Below are 16910 nucleotides of genomic sequence, written 5' to 3'. Positions count from 1 at the left end.
GACAAACACCGCAAACCTGTTCCACGACAACCGAATCCGATCGAAGCAGTCACCATCGCCCCACACTGGCGCACGGCATCAACCACATCGCTAGCCAACGCAACAGCCAGACCCAAACAGCCTTAAGTCACTGGTATTGCCCTTAGGCCGCCTCGAGCGCCATGTAACGGAACCCGGAACACAGGAGGACCCCGCTGGTCGGTAGCCAGCGGGGTCCTCCTGTGTTGTGCGGCACAACAATTCACGCCCAGCTCACCGGTACAGAACCCGCATGCCCATCATCCTCAGGAACCGGCTTCGGGCACATACTCGTGGAATGAAACACCATCGGGCAGGACGGATTCGTGCAGCGGTACTGCTGCCAACCACGACATCGCCGCCCGCTCTCACTCGCGTTCGCGCGACGAGTATGCCCGCCGGAAACGGAACGGTCGATCGGCTCATTCACCAGTTCGGGCACAGCCGACTATGCAGCAGAGGGGCTTGCAGGCGTCGTTTCCAGACTCGCGTAGCGACCAGCCTGCGCGCCGACCAGGCATCGCACCCCTGCGACGATGAGCGCGATCATGCCGATCACAAACATGACGGCACCGACGCGAATGAATTGCAAGCTGTCAAAGACAGCCGACCATGGCTCAGTGCCTTTGAGCGCGAGAATCGTGATGACGGACTCCGCGATTCCGACCAGTACGCACACGCCACCCACCACTGGCGTCGCAGACCGGGCAGCCACGATGACGAGCACGGTTGCGATCAAGGCGAATAGCCATGCCATCCAGCCGAAGAAGGCGGCCTGCAGCGTTGATGGACTGTTCTGCATAATCGGTATCAGCTGCGCGAAATTGGCTTGCATCGGCGGGATCTCCATCGCCGGATTGCCGGGAGAGTACTGCCACGCTGGCCCCAAGAGGCCCAGCCACATCGCTATAGCACACAACACAGCGAACATCCGAAGGGTGCGATCACCGAGAGCTGATGAGGAGTTGGGCATTGTCCGTCCTTTTGTCGATGCGATTAGTTGGTGGTTGATATATGGGAATGCAATATTGTCATTGCACATTAAGACCTGTTTCCGCGGCGGCCGCAGCAGGAAACCGCGTGCACGAAAACGTTGATTCGGTAATCGGGAATGCATGGGTCGCGAATATGGAATACCGATGCGGCGGTGGACGGCACGTAGCGGGGTGCGCCGAGCGCGAGCAGTCCCGCGTTCACCGGATGCACCGCCTCGATGTCCTTCGCGGGCGACAACGCGCGAAAGACCGCGGACTCATCGACGTGATGCGGCAGCGGACGCATAACGATGAAGCCGCTCACGGCCGATCCGTCGCGCGGGGGAGTCCGAGGCGAAATCGCCGCTGACGGTAAGGATCGCAATACCGCAATGGAACCCGTTGCTTCTCAGGTTTGCAATTTCATCGAATACCTGCGATTTGAGGTTCGTGGCGATTTTTCGCCCATCGATGACCTGAGCAGTCATGGCATTTCCTCGGTTTCACCATCAAAGCAATATGTCGGGACACGGTTAGCGGAACGATCGCAGAAGTGTGCGACATCTGTGACTGTCGGAACGGAATGAATAATTTGGTCCCGAACTTCTGTGATTCGACGCTAACCATCGAGCAACAGTCGGGCAATCATCGGTTCCCGATGTTGGAACGCGCCGCGGTTCGCCAGGGTTTACGCTGAGAGTTGCGCACCCAGTGGCCATCGGCGCAGGAGGTATCGACGGTCGGCCCGCGACGACGAAGATCAGCGCGAACTGATGAGCAGCACGATCTTGCCGGAGCAACCTGGTCGGACAGCGATAAAGAATGAGCACAGAGTGAGTGGCGCCGGATCTTCGTGCCAGGGTGATATATCAAGCTTTGGCGCTGGGCCGACATAACGGACCGGCAGGAAGGCTCGCGGCGACTCGGTTTCGAACTGTCTGCAATGGACAGTGCGGTGCGCAACATTTCCTGCGGTCGGCGGATGTGAAACTGAGGGATATGGGGGAGGCCGCGACGTCCGTAACGCCGAGCGTCGATGGCATGGTAGCGCGGGCCCCCGCGCATCGGGAGGGCCCGCGTCGGGGGACTACTACCGGCCCAGGAGCGGACCGAATGAGGCTTCGACCTGCTCGCCGAGTGCGTCGACCTCCCACGGCCCGGTTCCGATCAGGCGGCTGATAGGAACCGGCTTGCTGTAGAGCGAGACCTCGTAACCGGCCGAGCGGAAGGTCTGCCCGGTGATCCAACCAGACCTGGGCGAGGCGAGATATGCCACGATCGGCGCCACGTTGTCGGGGGAACGCTCGGCGGACAGTGCGCCGCTGGGCAGTCGGTCGGCGGGCACGGTGTCGGTCATCCTGGTCGCCGCAGCCGGTGAGATCGCGTTCGCCGTTACTCCGTACTTGGCCAGCGCCTGGGCGGTCGACCACGTGAGGCTCACGATGCCCAGCTTGGCGGCCGAGTAGTTGGGCTGCCCTGGCGCTCCCTCCAACCCGGCCCTCGACGTGAAGTTGATGATGCGGTTCTGCGCCGATTCGTCTCGCAACGACCGCCAGTGGACCGCAGCGAACTTCGTGGTGTTGAACGTGCCCTTCAGGTGCACCCGAATGACATCGTCCCACTCCTGCTCGGACATGTTGAAGATCATCCGGTCACGAAGGAAGCCGGCCGCGTTGACCAGGATGTCGAGCCGCCCGAACTCCTCGACCGCGGTGCGGATCAGGTTTTCGGCGGCGACGTGGTCGGTGACGTCCGCGCCGTTGGCGATCGCTTTCCCGCCGGCGTCGGTGATCGTCGCGACGACGTCGTGCGCGGGACCGGAGTCCTGCCCTTTCCCGTCCGACGCGGTCCCCAGATCGTTCACGATCACGGATGCGCCCTCGCTCGCCAGTAGCAACGCGACCGACCGGCCTATCCCCCGCCCGGCTCCTGTCACGATTGCCACCCGCCCATCCAAGGCAGCCATATGTCTCACCCAAACCTCTCGGTCGTTCTGAATTCCAGAATTTACTTCTAAAATTAGCTTCTATCCAGAGTCGTTCTCTGTCAAGCGCGAAGCGTGGCCTGGCGGTATCTCGGCACGAAGTCGGCCGATATGTCCTAGAATGAAATTCTGGAAACCAGCGGAAGGGAGAACACCCGGTGGAAGCTATCCCCAAGCGCGCACGTGGTGAGGTTGCCTGGCAGTGGAGCCGGACGGCCGACACACAGCGCGCGCTTCTGGATGCCGCGCGCGCGATCTTTGTCGAACAAGGATTCACCGAGGCGAGCATCGCTCAAATCGTGGAGCGTGCCGGTTCGAGCGTCGGCAGTCTGTACCACCACTTCGGTGGTAAGAGCGAGTTGTTCATCGCGCTCTGGCAGGAACATCAGATCGCTCAGCAGCGGGCCGCCAACGAGGCGGTCGCGCGCGCCAAGGCAGTCGGCGTGACCGATCCGGCCGAGCTGTTCGAGGCGGGCACACGGGCTGTGCTGGATGGATGCTGGGTACGTCGGGACCTCGTGGCCCTCTTCTTCGCCGGTGACGGGCCTCCCGGCTTCGAAGTCATGCGGCGGCAGCGGACCAGTGACTGGATCGGGCAGAATGACATGCTGCTCGGTCTTTCCGACTCCACGTTCGACGAACTCTACGTCCGCGTCTTGACCTCCATGATCGGTGAGTGCTCCCGTTTTGTGATGCTGGCCAAGAGCCGTCGGCAGGCGAACCAGATCATCGAGGCGTCGATCGGCTACGTGCGACGGTTGACAGCCGATGGGCCATGGGCGCCGTCGCGGGAGCCGGTGAAGACGAGCGCTGTCGAGAACGTCGTCACGGCGAGTGCTCGTCGGCGGACCCGGGCAGCCGGTTAGCTGGAGACGGACCGGGGTGGTTCTCGGTCCGCCGTGTCATCGCGTGCGATTTCCGGTGTCGGTCACCGCAGTGGAGTAGTGGTTCAGTCGATACCGTCACGCTCCGACGTTCGGCGGTACGGGGAGCGTCACTCTGGGAGTGGTTCACCCACCCGGACGATTCCTCTGTCGAGGACGACGGTGCCGTCTTGCCGTGCGGTCTGGAAAACGGCGGTTCCGGTTCCTTGTTGCTGCCAAACCGAGATCGTAAGGGGTTCGCCGGGCATTACGGGCTGGCTGAACCTGACTGCGATGTGGTGAATTCGTCGCGGGTCGGAGTCGCCGAGGGCCTGCAGGAGCGCGCGCCCGGTGATGCCGTAGGTGCACAGGCCGTGCAGGATGGGCTTCCTGAACCCTCCTCGCGCGGCAAACTGGGGATCGGAGTGCAGGGGGTTTCGATCCCCGGAGAGCCGGTAAATCAGCGGCTGCTCTGGTCTGGTCTGCTTGACGATCTGGTAGTCCGGGGCGCGGGATGGCCGTTCCCAAAGTGGGGTGGAGTCGCGTGGCCCGCCGAAGCCGCCTTCACCGCGGATAAAGATACTGCTGCGGCCGGTAACCAGCGGTTCGCCGGTGGCTGCGTCGACGGCGACGTTCTCGGTGACTGCGAGTGCGCCGGATCGTTTGTCGTAGATGCCGGTAACTGTGGAGGTCACGCGGACCGTCCCTGCAACGGGTAACTGTCGGTGGAGCTCGAGGGCTTGTTCGGCGTGCACGGCTCTGGCGCGGTCGTACTCGCCCACGCGACGGCCCGTCCGGTCCTGGGTGACGATGACCCCGAAGGTGGGCAGCACCTGCTGGCGGATGCCCTCGCTGTTCTCGGTGGTGAACTCGAGCTCGCGGAGTGGATCGTCGGTGCCCGCGCCGACTCCGACCGCGTAGAGCAATGCGTCCTTCGACGCCCACGACCACTCGATGGGGTCGCTCGGTACTCCCACGATGCTGTGATCAAGCGCCACGGCAACCTCCTCGCCAGATGTTCATTCGGATTGTGCTGGTGCTGTCGCTCATGCGGGGCGGAAGATGGGCACGGCCAGTTGGGGGTGGTCCTCCCACCCGACGATCACCCGGAGCCCGACATGGATGCGTTGCAAAGGTGCATCGATCTCTGCCAGCATCCGAAAGCCCTCATCGAGGTCGATGAATCCGAGGGCGTAGGGCAACTTGTCGCGGAAGTAGGGCCGACCGTGCTGGCGGATGACCGTATAGCTGTAGACCGTGCCCCGGCCCGCGGATTCGTGCCATTGCGGTTCCGCGCTGCCGCACGCGCCGCAGTGCCGGCGTGGATGGAACACAGCCTCGCCGCAAGAGGTGCAGACCTGGTAGATGAGACGATGCGACTTGGTCGCCGCCCAGAATGGCGCGGTGTCCGGTTCGGACAGGTCCGGCAGCGGCCGGGTAGGCACCACTACGTCGATTGCTTTGCTTGATGACATCGCGAGTTACTCCCTTCCGAGGATGACGGTGCCGGCGGAATGTCGACTTCCGAGCCACCCGCCGTTGCCATGCGCTACGGCCAGTCGCGCTCCGGGTACTTGCGCGGTCGATTCGCCGCGCAACTGCCGGGTGGCCTCGATGAGTAGGAAGATGCCGCGCATGCCCGGGTGATTGGACGACAGACCTCCGCCGTCTGTGTTCAGCGCGGGCGCGCCGGGACGGTCGAAGCGCAGCCGCCCTCCGGCGGCGAACGGTCCGCCTTCCCCTTTCTTGGCGAAGCCGAGGTCTTCCAGAACCGTCAAAACGGTGATCGTGAAGGAGTCGTAGATCATCGCGATGTCGATATCGTCGGGCCGGACCCCCGCCTGGCCGAATGCGTCCTTCCCGGACCGTACGGCCGCGGACGTCGTGATGTCGGTCTGGTTGCCCGTATAGCCGATGGCTTCGCCGGTGCCGAGGATCCACACGGGCGGCTTCGGCAGGCTCGCCGCCACCGCTGACGATACGATGACGACCGCGCCACCGCCGTCGGAGATGAGGCAGCAGTCGAGACGATGCAGTGGATCGGCGATGAGCCGGGAGCTCAAGACATCGTCGACGGTGATCTCGCCGGTGTGCTTCACGCCGAGATCGGTGAGGCCCTGTACGGCGTCCGGGTTGCGGACGGCGTGCCCCCGGGTCGTCACCGCGATTTCGGCGAGGTGTTCGGGTGTGGTGCCGTATTGGGCCATGTGCCGCTGGGCCGCGAGGGCGTAGATCCCGATGAGCGGCGGGTCGTAGGGAGTTTCCATGTTCGGGCCGGGTTGCGGTTCGGCCTGGATCCGGCTACCGGTTCCGACAGGCCGCGACTCGCTGCGCGCCGTCGACCCGTATGTGAGCAGCGCCACGTTCGCGCGGCCAGCGGCGATATCGCGTGCCGCGTGGGCGGCGTGGTACTGGTAGGCGCTTCCGCCCACGGCTGTGGTGTCGATGACCCGAGGAGTGACACCGAAGTATTCGGCGACGCCGACACCCGGCAATGGCCCCGTCTCGCCGGCATCGTATAGCGCGTCGACGTCGGACCAGCTCAAGCCGGCGTCGGCCAACGCTCGCCGGGCGCACTCCGCCTTGATCTGAAGCTTGCTGAGGCCACCGGCGAGTCGGGTTGGGAACTCGTGTATTCCCGCAATGGCGGCACGGGCTGGAGTCATCGCTCCGCCCTCGGCGCAGTCGGTGTGCCTGGGCAACCCCTGTTGCCGTCGGCGACGTCGAGTTTCATGAGGTCTCCAACTCATATTTGCTAGAATCGTGTTCTAGAATATTTTGTAAACGGTTACGTGAGTAATGTCAACCCAGAACCCGATACGGGTAACTCGAGACTTCCCATGGGAAGCGCTGATTGGGTCTGATAGCCGATCTTGACACCTCGGTGTCGGTCATAATACTAATATTTGATTCTAGAAACTTTCGAAGTTGATCTAGCTCGAGGGGCGAACCCGGCGTTGGCGAATCCCCGTCACCTCGGATTGCCGCCCACGCGAGCGCCCGGTGAAGCGGGCGGACGGCGAAGCCCGGGGTTGCCACCTCGGCACAGATGGAGGTACTGCGCGGTGACGAACCAGCTCGAGAGCCTGTTCAAGTGTCAGAGTCTCGCGATTGTCGGTGCGTCGCCCCGTGAGACGTCCACGGCTCGTCGAGTGCTCCGGTTGCTCGCGCGATACAAATATTCGGGGCAGGTCACGCTCGTCAACGAGCGGTACGACTCGATCGACGGCGCGCCGTGCTTCCCGACGATCGCGTCGTCGGGAAGGACCGTCGACCAAGCCCTGCTCCTGGTGCCGCCTGCTGCCCTCGTCGACGCCGTCCATGATGCTGGCCGGAGCGGGGCCAAGGTGATCTCGGTCCTCGCCGCCGGTTTCGCCGAGCTCGGCGACGATGGTGCTCTGCTCGAGCGGGAGCTGCGCGAGGTCGTGGCTTCGTACGGAATGCGGCTCCTCGGCCCCAATTCGCTCGGCGTGCTGAATCTTCACTCCGGGCTGATGGCGATAGCGACTACTGCCTTCGACTCGACACAACTCACCTGTGGCTCGGTGAGCATCGTGAGTCAGAGCGGGGCGCTCGGGAGCTACGTCACAAGTCTGCTGAGCGAACGTGGCGTCGGCGTCCGGTACTTCGTGAGCACGGGCAACGAGGCCGATGTGACGATGGGCGAGTGCCTCGAGTACATGGCGGCGGACGCCGGGACGACAACCATCGTCCTGTACGCGGAGGGCTTTCGCGACGCGGACCGCGTCGTCGAAGCACTGAAGCTCGCGCATCGCAACGGCAAGCAGGTGGTTGCCATCAAGGTCGGACGTACCGCCCTCGGTGCCGCCGCGGTGCGCTCGCATACTGCGGCGATGGCCGGGGACGACGGCGTGTACGCGCGATTGTTCGATCAGCTCGGGGTGTTCCGAGCGACGACGCTGAGCGGCGTTCTCGGTGCGGTCGAGGCCGGGCCGGTGGCGCGCGGACTCGAAGTCGTCGAACGAGTCGCGGTACTGACGACCTCTGGCGGGCTCGGCGCGATGGTTGCCGAACAGCTGGCCGACGCCGGCTTCGACCTGCCCGAGATGCCCGGCGAAGTCCAGCGTCGGATGCGCGAGGTGATTCCGTACTGCGTACCACTCAACCCGATCGACGCGACCGGTCAGGTCACGGTGGAACCGGACAAGTTCCGCGAGTTCGTGCGCTTGGCGTGCGCGGGCGAGATCGATGCCGTGGTGATCATGCTCGCCTACGTCGGGCTCAGCCCGAGAGTGATGGAATCGATCAAGGCGATCCTGCTCGAGGAGGCGGTGACCATGACCGTTCCAGTGGGCATCGTCGGTTCGTTCACTCCGGACGTCGCGGAAGAGCTGAGAGCCGCTGGCTATCACGTTGTGCAGGAATCGCAGGAGGTTGTCGAGTGGCTCTCGACTCTTCGGCGCCTGGTCCGGCTTCGGAAATCGGTGGACACGTCGGTCGAGCTGACCGGACGAATGGGCGAGGCGACCGGTCCTCTGATCCAGCTTCCCGACGACGTGAGCTTCGAAGTGCTCGCCGACGGCGGCCTGCCGGTTGCCGCCTGGACTACGCACCGGACGGATCATGCCGATGGATCGATTGATGTGCCTGGCTACCCGGTGGTGGTGAAGCGGCTGGAGGACGGCGTTCTGCACAAGTCCGATGCCGGTCTCATCGAGCTGGGCGTCGAGGGCCCCGTCCAGCTCGCTGAGGTGATCGCGCGGTTGGAGGCTCGTCATGGCGAGGGTGGTCGGTACCTGATCCAGCAGATGGTCGTCGGCTCGCACCAAGAGCTCATCGTCAGTGCCTGGCGCGACCAGCAGTTCGGGACGGTGTTCATGGTTGGCGTGGGCGGATTGCTGGCGGAGTTCTACAACGACAGGTCGGTACTGCTTCCGCCGCTTTCACCGGAATCGATCGAACGTGCCGTGAAAGCGCTTCGGCACTATCCCGTCCTCGCGGGAATGCGGGGGCGGCCGGGAGTCGACCTCGATGCGATCATTGGGGCCGTGATTCGGCTCGAAGCCGCGATGGCCGAGTTGCCCGAGGTCCGCGAAGTCGAGATCAACCCACTCCTCGTCGGTCCACGCGGCCGAGGCGCGGTCGCGGTCGACGCGGTGGTCCGTGTCGAGCAGTGTTGAACGGTCGTCGTACGGAGTGAGGTAGGCCGGTCGCCCGCTGCCATGGATCGTCAGATCGGGAGGCACGGCCTACGTCATGAAAACCGTAGGCGCAGAGGCGCTCTTCATGTACGAGACGGAAGCGGATAAGCATATTTATGGCCCGCCACCAGCGCGCTGGTGGCGGGCCATAAATTGTGGACGTCAACCGCAGGAGAACCCGGACCGTGACCAGCGGGGAGTGGGCGGCCGGGGTCTCCGAGCGGTGCGAGGATTGCTCACAGCCCGATCCGTTGCGCCAGTCGTTCACGGTGGTAGGTGCCGTCGCCGAGGAAGAGTTCGCTCGACTTCGCCCTCTTGAAATACAGGTGCGCGTCGTGTTCCCAGGTGAAGCCGATGCCGCCGTGGATCTGGATGTTTTCGGCGGCCACGTGGAAGAAGGTTTCCGAACCGTATGCCTTCACCAGCGGTGCCACTACCGGGATCTCGTCGGAATTCGACGAGACCGCCGACGTCGCGTGCGTGACGCCCGAGCGGAGCGTTTCCACTTCGACGAGCAGGTCTGCGCAACGGTGTTTGATCGCCTGGTAGCTGCCGATCGGCCGACCGAACTGGTACCGGATCTTGGCATACTCCACGGCCGTGTCGAGGACGCGTTGTGCGCCACCGAGCTGCTCGGCGGCGAGGGCGATCGCGGCCACGTCGAGTGTCCGGTCGAGGATGCGCGCGGCGTCACCAGGCGCGCCGATGGGATGTGCCGCGACGGAGTCGAACTCCAGACGAGCGAGCTTGCGGGTCTGATCCAGCGTGGGCAGTAGCGCTGGGGACAGCCCGTCGGCGTCACTGTCGACGGCGAACAGCGTCGGTCCCGCCTCGGTGGTCGCGACGGCGAGGACCAGGTCGGCGATGTGGCCGCTGAGGACGAAGCTCTTATGCCCGTCGAGCACCCAAGCGTCGCCGCTGCGCACGGCGGACATACGGATGGATTCGGTGTCCCAGCTCCCGGAATCCTCGGTGAACGCCAGCGTCGCGATGGTCTCGCCGGAGGCGATTCCCGGTAGCAGTTCGTGGCACGCCTGTTCGTCCCGGCTAGCGAGCAGTGCGTTGGCGGCGAGCACGGCGCTGGCCAAATACGGTCCGCCATACAGGGCTGCGCCGAGTTCCTCGAGCACGATGGCTTGCTCGACGAAGGTGAATCCGGCGCCACCGTATTCCTCGGGGATGGCGATTCCTTGCAGGCCGAGTTGCATACCCGCTTGTTTCCACACCGCGAGGTCCATCCCATGGCCGGTCTCCATAAGTTCGCGGACCGTCGACATGGGCGCGCGGTCGGTGAGAAACCGGCGCACCGAGTCACGCAGTTCCTTGTGCTCCTCGGCCAGATCGATTGTCATGCTGTCTTCTCCGTCTCCGATGTGGCTTCGGGCTCCGTGACGACGAGGATGTCGAGCGCTTCGACCTGATCGCCGTTGACCCATAGGGGATTGACTTCCATGGCGCGCAGCGCGGCGCCAAGGGACTGAGCGGTTCGAGCAATCCTGGTGATCGCCTCGGCAAGCGCGTCCAGGTCTGCGGGAACGGTGCCACGTGCCCCTTGCAGCAGTGGCAGGCCGCGCAGTTCGGTGAGCATTCGCTTCACCTCGGCGGTGTCCACCGGGAGCACCCGTAGGCTGCTGTCCCGCAGGACCTCGACCCATATCCCGCCCAGGCCCACCGCGAGAACGGGGCCGAACGTCGGGTCGACCGTAACTCCCGCCAAGAGCTCGATACCGCCGGTCCGCATGGATGTCACGAGGACGCCCTCGACCGTGGCGCCGGGCACCCTGGCGCCCGCGGCGCGGACCCGCTCGTAGGCGGAGCGGACCTCGGCCTCGGAATTCAAGCCGAGGGCGACGCCACCGACGTCCGACTTGTGGTTGATCTGCGCCGAGCAGATTTTCAGCACCACGGGGAAACCGACTCGCCGTGCGATGTCGACAGCATCGTCCGCCGAAGTGGCCAGATCGCCGGGCACGACGGAGACACCCGAAGACGCCAACAGGTCCCGTCCCTGTGCCTCTGACCACGGTCCGGAAATCGACACGTGACGGGAGGTTTCCGTCGGCTGGCCGATCGGCTGGACGCGTTCCCGGTTCTCCAGCCAGCGCAATGCGTTGCCGATCGCGCGGATGCCTTCGTTGATGCCGGGAAGGATATTGATGTTGCGGTTCGTCAGTAGCTCGCTGCCGTAGCCGGAAACGTCCAGGCACGTGGAGCCGATCGAAATTACCGGGATCGGTGCGGCTGCGATCTGTTTCGCCAGCCAGTCCATGCGTTCTTCGGCCGCAGCTCCCAAGGCTGTGTCCGCCGGGCGCCGCGCCGGCGCATAGACACCTCCGAACAGGACGAAATCCATCCCGGGGTCCCGTGTGATGATGTCGAGAGCACGGTCCACGGCGCGAAGGTTGCCCGACGTGGAGTTCAGGTTGGCGTAGTGGTAAGAACCCACGTCGAGCGGATTGCGCGGTTCCTGCTCGGCTGGCACGAGCGCCCTCATCCCTTCCACCGTCGCCGGTGCGAAGTCGGGTATCTCGATGCCGTTGGCGCTGGCGATGTCGGCGATGATGTCGCAGGCACCACCTGACGGGGTCAAGACGCCCATCCGCCGTCCTTGCGGCCAGCGGTTGTAGCCGAGGGCCGCGGCCGTGCTCAGCAGCTCTTCCAGGCTGGTGACGCGGATGACGTTCAATTGCCGAAACGCGGCGTCGATTACCTTGTCGTCGCCGGCAACTGCGCCCGTGTGTACGAAGGCCGCCAACTGGCCGGCGGGGCTCGATCCTACCTTGAGCGCGATGATCGGTTTGCCGGCTTCGTGCGCGCGCAGCGCTGCCAGTGCGAAGCCGGCGGGCTCGCCGATCTCCTCCAGAAAGAGACAGATCACCTTGGTGGCTTCGTCGTCGACCAGATAGTTGATCACGTCTGCCGTGGTGATCATCGCCTCGTTGCCCATCGATGCGACGGTGCTCAGTCCGATGCCGTGGGCGTTGGCGAATGTCATCACATAGTCGGCCAGCCCTCCGCTTTGGAGAGCGACGCCTACCGGCCCCGCCGTGACGGGGGGCATATTGAGTGCCAATGGTGCGCAGCGGGTGTGCGCGTTGACGAATCCCAGGCAGTTCGGACCGAGCACGATGATGTCGTTGGCCGCGGCGTGTGCGACCATCGCTTCCTCGAGTGCTTTGCCTTCCGCGCCCGCTTCGCGATATCCGGCCGCGAGCACGATCGCGTTCCGGATACCGGCCGCGGCCATATCGTCGAGGACGCTTTCGTTGACGTGGGCCGGGGTCAGGAGGTAGGCGACGTCGACCGGCTCCGGCAGGTCGCGCAAGCTCGGGACTGCGGGAAGGCCGAAGGCTGTCTCGGCCCGAGGGTGCACTGGCACGAGGGGGCCGCGAAAGCCGGCCGTCGCGCAGCTGGCGACAATGAACCGGGCCCAGCCGGAGTTGTCCGACGCGCCCACCATCGCGATGCTGCGCGAATCGAAGAACTCTCGGAGCCGCGCGGTGGGGATCAGATCGCGGGTGGTGGCTCGGCCGCCGTCAACGAGTTTTGCCAGGTTCATCTGCTCAGATACTCCTTGTCTGTGCCCGATCGTGTGGACTAGCGCGCCGGCCCGGGCTCCCTGGGCAGGCCGAGCGCCTGCTCACCGATGATGGTGCGCTGGATCTCGCTGGTACCGGCGTTAATCGTGTCGGCGCGGCTGGCGAGGAACGTGTTTTGCCACGGGGAGATGGGGTATCCGTCTCCATCTGGGCGGAGCATCGCGTGCACGCCCTCTACTCCGATCGCGATCTCCCCGAGGCGCTTGTGGTACTCGCTGGCGAACAGCCTGGCGACCAGTGCCTCCCGACTGAGCGCATCGCCCTCGAGCTCCTGGTTCAGCATGCGCAGTTCGGTGAAGCGGATCAGCTGGACCCTGGTGTAGGCCCAGGCGAGCTGCTGGCGGACCAGCGGGTCCGCGATATTTCCTTCCTTTCGCGACGCTTCGACCAGCTCCCAGAATTCACGCTCGAAGCCCAGATGCGCGGCGGTCGCGGGCGTGTCACGTTCGTGCCCACGCGGCGTCGCAACTACCCGCCAACCATTGTTCAGCCCGCCGATGACGTTGGAGAGGGGAGCACGGACTCCGTCGAGGATGTAATCGCGGTACTCAGTGACACCCGTCATCTGCTCGACGGCGCAGTACCGAACTCCCGGATCGGCGAGGTCGATCAGGACGAAGGACAGTCCCTCGCATTTCTCAGCGTCCGGATCTGTCCGGCACAGGACGAACATCCGGTTGGCCTCGCCCGACTCCGGCGTCCACACCTTGTGGCCGGTGATGACGATCTCGTCGCCGTCCACCACCCCCCGTGTCTCGATGCCGGCCAAGTCCGAACCATGGTCGGGTTCGGAGTAGCCCTGGAGGTAGACGTCTTCGCCGGAGACGATCCGGGGGAGAAAAAGCGCCTTCTGCTCGGCTGTGCCGTGCGCCATGATCGCGGGACCTACCAGACTTTCGCCCATGCCGCGCCACACGCGTGGTACCCCGGCTCGGTGGAACTCCTCGTCGAGTACGGCGATACGGCGGGCGTCCATGCCTCGGCCCCCGAATTCTTCCGGCCAGTTCGGGCAGATCAGGCGCTGTGCCCGCAGCTCGGATTCCCATTCGAGGTAGGCCGGATGTTCGGCGGCCGCCGCCAATTCGCGACGCCCGTAGCCACCGGGGGTGACGTAGGCGTTCCAGTCGGTCAGGCCGGCGAGCGCGTCGGGCGCCTGCGCGGCGATCCAGTTCCGTAGCGCGGCGCGGAATTCCGCGGTGTCGGAACCGAGCTCGAGGTCCATTGATTCTCTCCTGGGCATTCTCGCGCGGATATGTGCGGCGGGCGGGGCCCGGTCACTCGGTCGGGCGGCTACCGACGATGAGGTTTTTGAAGGGCATGTCTCGGTCCGGACGTGCTTCCTTCGGCAATTCGAGAAGGCGCTCGCTGACGATGTTGCGTTGAATTTCGTCGGTGCCGCCCGCAATTGTGAGACCCGGGCTCGAAAGGGCCTGGTACTGGATAGCGCCGCCGCCGGGGGTGTCTGGAGAGTCCAGCATGCCCGCGGCGCCGAGCACGGCGAGACCGGTGTCGCGACTCGCGCGAGCCAGCCGGGAACCGCCGAGTTTTGCCAGGGAACCCCGTGCGGATGGCCGCTGCTGGTCGCGGGCGCTCTGGCCGTCGCGGATGAGATAGGTGCTCGTCGTCTCCGTTGCCCACAGGCTCGCGAGGCGTTGCCGCGTCACAGGGTCGCTGGTCTGCCCGAGTTCCTTGGCGACGTCGATGATGAACTTACTCACTCCGCTTTGCCCGTGGCCCCCGCCCGGAGCAGCTGCGCCGGCGGCAGCTGCGCCAGCGAGTTCGTCCAGTTGCCCACCCCGAGTGCCCGCCCGGGCCGTGGGCATCGAGGTGACGAATCGCTCGTACATCAAGACCGTCAACGCCACGGACCAGCCATCGCCGATCTGGCCGACTATTCGATCGTCATCGACACGGGCACCGTCGAAGAACACCTCGTTGAAGCGACTGTCGCCGTTCATCTGGCGCAACGGGCGGATCTCGATGCCCGGCTGGTCGACGTCGATGATGAAGAAGGTCAGGCCCTGGTGTTTCGGCAGGTCTCGGTCGGTTCGCGCCAGCAACATGCCTCGGTCGCACCATTGCGCCCGGGATGTCCACACCTTCTGTCCGTGCACGCGCCAGCCGTCGTCATCGCGGACCGCCCGGGTCTGCGCACTGGCGAGATCCGAGCCCGAGCCTGGCTCGGAGAAGAACTGGCACCACGACTCCTCGCCTCGGGCGAGCGCCGGCAGGTATTTCGCTTTCTGCTCCTCGCTGGCCTGGACCATGAGCATCGGGGCGCCGAGAAGCTGCCCGAGGCCAGCGGGCGGGGGCAGCGCGCCGACAACCGGAAACGCCGATCGGACACCAGCGGCGGCATCAGCCGACAGACCTCGCCCGAACCACTCCGTCGGCCACGTGGGGAAGCCCCAGCCCGACTCGGCCAGCTTTGCCCACCACGCGCGCACCGTGAGTCCGGGATCCCAGTTGGCGGTGAGCCAGCTCAGCGCCTCCTCGCGCGCTGCCTGGTAGTCATCGGACCACGCTTCCGGCTGCGACATTCCAGCTACCTCTTTCCGTACCCGCTCGTCATCGCGCCCGGCGCGACCGAATGAAATCCTAGAATCCTATTCTAGGATGGCAAATTAGCACTCGCTTGGGCGCGGAGTCAAGGCTCGGTGACGGGCGGGGAATCCCCACCGCGTCTGTCGGCTACCAGCGAGTGGCCGGGCGTCCGCGGGCGCGACGCGGCCCCGCCAGGCTTTGATGAGAAGGTCTGGCGGGATGCCCGGGCCTGACTCTGAAAACCCTTCGGGCCGACCGCTTCCGAGGCCGGTCAGGCGCGGCCCAGTCCGGGGGAGGGGGCCCCGACCAGGACGGAGACGTTGCCGAAGACGTCCTCGCCGCGGCCCATTGCCGAGTGCGCGGCGGGCAGCTCGTCGAAGGCGACAGTGCGGCCGAGGCAGGGGTCTATCGCGCCGTCGCGCACCAAGTCGTTGTACGCGTAGGCCTGCTCATCGTTGGTGCCGTGCGATCCTTGGAGCCGCTTCTGCCTGGTCCAGTGGTAGCGAAGGTCCACCATGGCGTCGAAACCCGTTGTCCCGGCGCAGATTACAACCATCCCCCCTGGCTCGCACAGGAAGATGCTGGTCGGAATGGTGGCGGCCCCCGGGTGCTCGAAGACGATCGCGGGATCTTCACGGTGACCGACAATGTCCCACAACTTTTTGCCGAAGGCGCGTGCGCCCGCCGCCCACTCCTTCTGGCCGGCCCTGTCGTCCACCAGTGGTGGGACTCCCCAGTGGCCGTACTTGCGCCGGTCGATGTAGCCGATGGCGCCGTGCTTCATGGCGTAGGCGCCTCGCTCGTCGTCCGAGACTACGGCGACGGGCCGGCCGCCCGCGGCTTTCACCAGCTGTGACGCTTGGGAGCCGAGCCCGCCCGATCCGCCCCATACCAGGACAAGGTCACCGTCCCGGACGGTATTGCCTGCCCAGCCGTGCAGCATCCGGTAGGCCGTCGTCCCGACGAGGGTCGGCGCGGCCGCCTCGTCCCAGGACAGGTGCTCGGCCTTGGGCATCACCTGATGTGCTTGGACCCGCGCGAACTGGCCGAACGCGCCGTAGTTGGTGTCGTATCCCCAGATCTTCGCGCTGGGGGCGATCATGGGGTCCTTACCCCGACGCACCCAGTGGTCGTCGGCGTCCCACACGCCCGGATGCACAACGACGTGCGCGCCGATCTCGAGTCCGGTGACGTCATCACCGATCGCGTAGACGATGCCCGACGCGTCTGAGCCTCCGACATGGAAGTCCTCGGTTTCGCCCCGCTTCTGGCGCACCGCTATCTGGTCGACCGGGTATCCGCGCGCCGCCCACACGTTGTTGTAATTGATCCCAGCGGCCATGACGGCGATCAGCACCTCGTCGGGCCCGATCGGCGGCGTGTCGACGATCTCGGGCCGGAAGGCCGTTGCCGGGTCACCGAAGCGATCGGGCCGGACGACCTGCGCGTGCATCCGCGGGGGCACCACCCCGAGCGGGGGCAGCGCGCCGAGGGGGCTGATCTCGGCGCCGGGGCTAGTTACGCGGCGACGTCGCTCATCGAACATTGCAACTCCGTTCTACGGTTCTGTGATTTCCGGTGGTCGGAATGAATTGGCGCACCTGAGGCGTGGACTGTGCCGATTGGTTGCGCCTTCACCGCGGTATGCGGCGGGACGTCCGGGGCTGCAGCTTGCCGGACCTGATTCCCTCGCGTGCTGGCGAAGTAGAAGGAACGCGCGGCCCCGCATGCGGCCAGCGTTCCATGATTGTAGAATCCGATTCCAT

General features: G+C 65.2%; 14 protein-coding genes. 2 read left to right on the top strand and 12 right to left on the bottom strand.

Annotation, left to right across the window (positions count from 1 at the left end):
- Positions 1–466: 466 nt before the first annotated feature.
- The 4 genes from ACQPYR_RS29270 to ACQPYR_RS29255 form a co-directional block, all read right to left on the bottom strand.
- Positions 467–868: a hypothetical protein gene (locus ACQPYR_RS29270; RefSeq protein ID WP_433622153.1), complete on the bottom strand. Its 402-nt coding sequence runs from the start codon at positions 866–868 to the stop codon at positions 467–469.
- Positions 869–1059: 191 nt separating this feature from the next.
- Positions 1060–1317: a hypothetical protein gene (locus ACQPYR_RS29265; protein WP_433622152.1), complete on the bottom strand. Its 258-nt coding sequence runs from the start codon at positions 1315–1317 to the stop codon at positions 1060–1062.
- Positions 1271–1480 (bottom strand): hypothetical protein, encoded by a 210-nt coding sequence (locus ACQPYR_RS29260; RefSeq protein WP_433622151.1) that lies wholly within the window; start codon positions 1478–1480, stop codon positions 1271–1273. Before ACQPYR_RS29260 ends, ACQPYR_RS29265 begins: the two co-directional genes overlap by 47 nt.
- Before the next feature lie 602 nt (positions 1481–2082).
- Entirely contained in the window at positions 2083–2958 is an 876-nt protein-coding gene (locus tag ACQPYR_RS29255) for an SDR family NAD(P)-dependent oxidoreductase (RefSeq protein WP_433622150.1), read from the bottom strand.
- Positions 2959–3134: 176 nt separating this feature from the next.
- Here ACQPYR_RS29255 and ACQPYR_RS29250 point away from each other — a divergent pair, with 176 nt between their 5' ends.
- A complete protein-coding gene (locus ACQPYR_RS29250; RefSeq protein ID WP_433622149.1) occupies positions 3135–3842 on the top strand; it encodes a TetR/AcrR family transcriptional regulator in 708 nt (235 codons plus the stop codon).
- Between the two features lie 128 nt (positions 3843–3970).
- Here the strand turns inward: ACQPYR_RS29250 and ACQPYR_RS29245 are convergent, their stop codons facing one another.
- The 3 genes from ACQPYR_RS29245 to ACQPYR_RS29235 all read right to left on the bottom strand — a co-directional run bounded on the left by ACQPYR_RS29245 (position 3971) and on the right by ACQPYR_RS29235 (position 6505).
- Entirely contained in the window at positions 3971–4816 is an 846-nt protein-coding gene (locus tag ACQPYR_RS29245) for a MaoC/PaaZ C-terminal domain-containing protein (RefSeq protein ID WP_433635272.1), read from the bottom strand.
- Positions 4817–4885: 69 nt separating this feature from the next.
- Complete coding sequence (locus ACQPYR_RS29240; RefSeq protein WP_433622148.1) at positions 4886–5314, bottom strand: Zn-ribbon domain-containing OB-fold protein; 429 nt, start codon at positions 5312–5314, stop codon at positions 4886–4888.
- A gap of 6 nt (positions 5315–5320) precedes the next feature.
- The gene (locus ACQPYR_RS29235; protein ID WP_433622147.1) at positions 5321–6505 is read right to left on the bottom strand and encodes a thiolase C-terminal domain-containing protein; all 1185 of its coding nucleotides are present in this window, start codon (positions 6503–6505) and stop codon (positions 5321–5323) included.
- Positions 6506–6904: 399 nt separating this feature from the next.
- On the opposite strand from ACQPYR_RS29235, the gene ACQPYR_RS29230 reads away from it, so the two are divergent.
- On the top strand, positions 6905–8980 hold the full coding sequence (locus tag ACQPYR_RS29230; RefSeq protein WP_433622146.1) for an acetate--CoA ligase family protein: 2076 nt from the start codon (positions 6905–6907) through the stop codon (positions 8978–8980).
- Positions 8981–9237: 257 nt separating this feature from the next.
- Here the strand turns inward: ACQPYR_RS29230 and ACQPYR_RS29225 are convergent, their stop codons facing one another.
- The 5 genes from ACQPYR_RS29225 to ccrA form a co-directional block, all read right to left on the bottom strand.
- Positions 9238–10353 (bottom strand): acyl-CoA dehydrogenase family protein, encoded by a 1116-nt coding sequence (locus ACQPYR_RS29225; protein WP_433622145.1) that lies wholly within the window; start codon positions 10351–10353, stop codon positions 9238–9240.
- The gene (locus ACQPYR_RS29220; protein ID WP_433622144.1) at positions 10350–12560 is read right to left on the bottom strand and encodes an acetate--CoA ligase family protein; all 2211 of its coding nucleotides are present in this window, start codon (positions 12558–12560) and stop codon (positions 10350–10352) included. Before ACQPYR_RS29220 ends, ACQPYR_RS29225 begins: the two co-directional genes overlap by 4 nt.
- A 38-nt stretch (positions 12561–12598) precedes the next feature.
- Positions 12599–13822 (bottom strand): acyl-CoA dehydrogenase family protein, encoded by a 1224-nt coding sequence (locus ACQPYR_RS29215; RefSeq protein WP_433622143.1) that lies wholly within the window; start codon positions 13820–13822, stop codon positions 12599–12601.
- Between the two features lie 52 nt (positions 13823–13874).
- Positions 13875–15140, bottom strand: coding sequence for an acyl-CoA dehydrogenase family protein (locus tag ACQPYR_RS29210; RefSeq protein ID WP_433622142.1), 1266 nt, complete (start codon positions 15138–15140; stop codon positions 13875–13877).
- A 275-nt stretch (positions 15141–15415) separates the two neighbouring features.
- The gene (gene ccrA, locus ACQPYR_RS29205; RefSeq protein ID WP_433622141.1) at positions 15416–16690 is read right to left on the bottom strand and encodes a crotonyl-CoA carboxylase/reductase; all 1275 of its coding nucleotides are present in this window, start codon (positions 16688–16690) and stop codon (positions 15416–15418) included.
- Positions 16691–16910: the final 220 nt, after the last annotated feature.

Source organism: Nocardia sp. CA-120079, from assembly GCF_050955745.1.
In the GTDB taxonomy this organism is placed as follows: Bacteria; Actinomycetota; Actinomycetes; order Mycobacteriales; family Mycobacteriaceae; genus Nocardia.
Note: the sequence above shows the minus strand (reverse complement) of the source record. Positions and strands in the feature narration are given on the sequence as shown.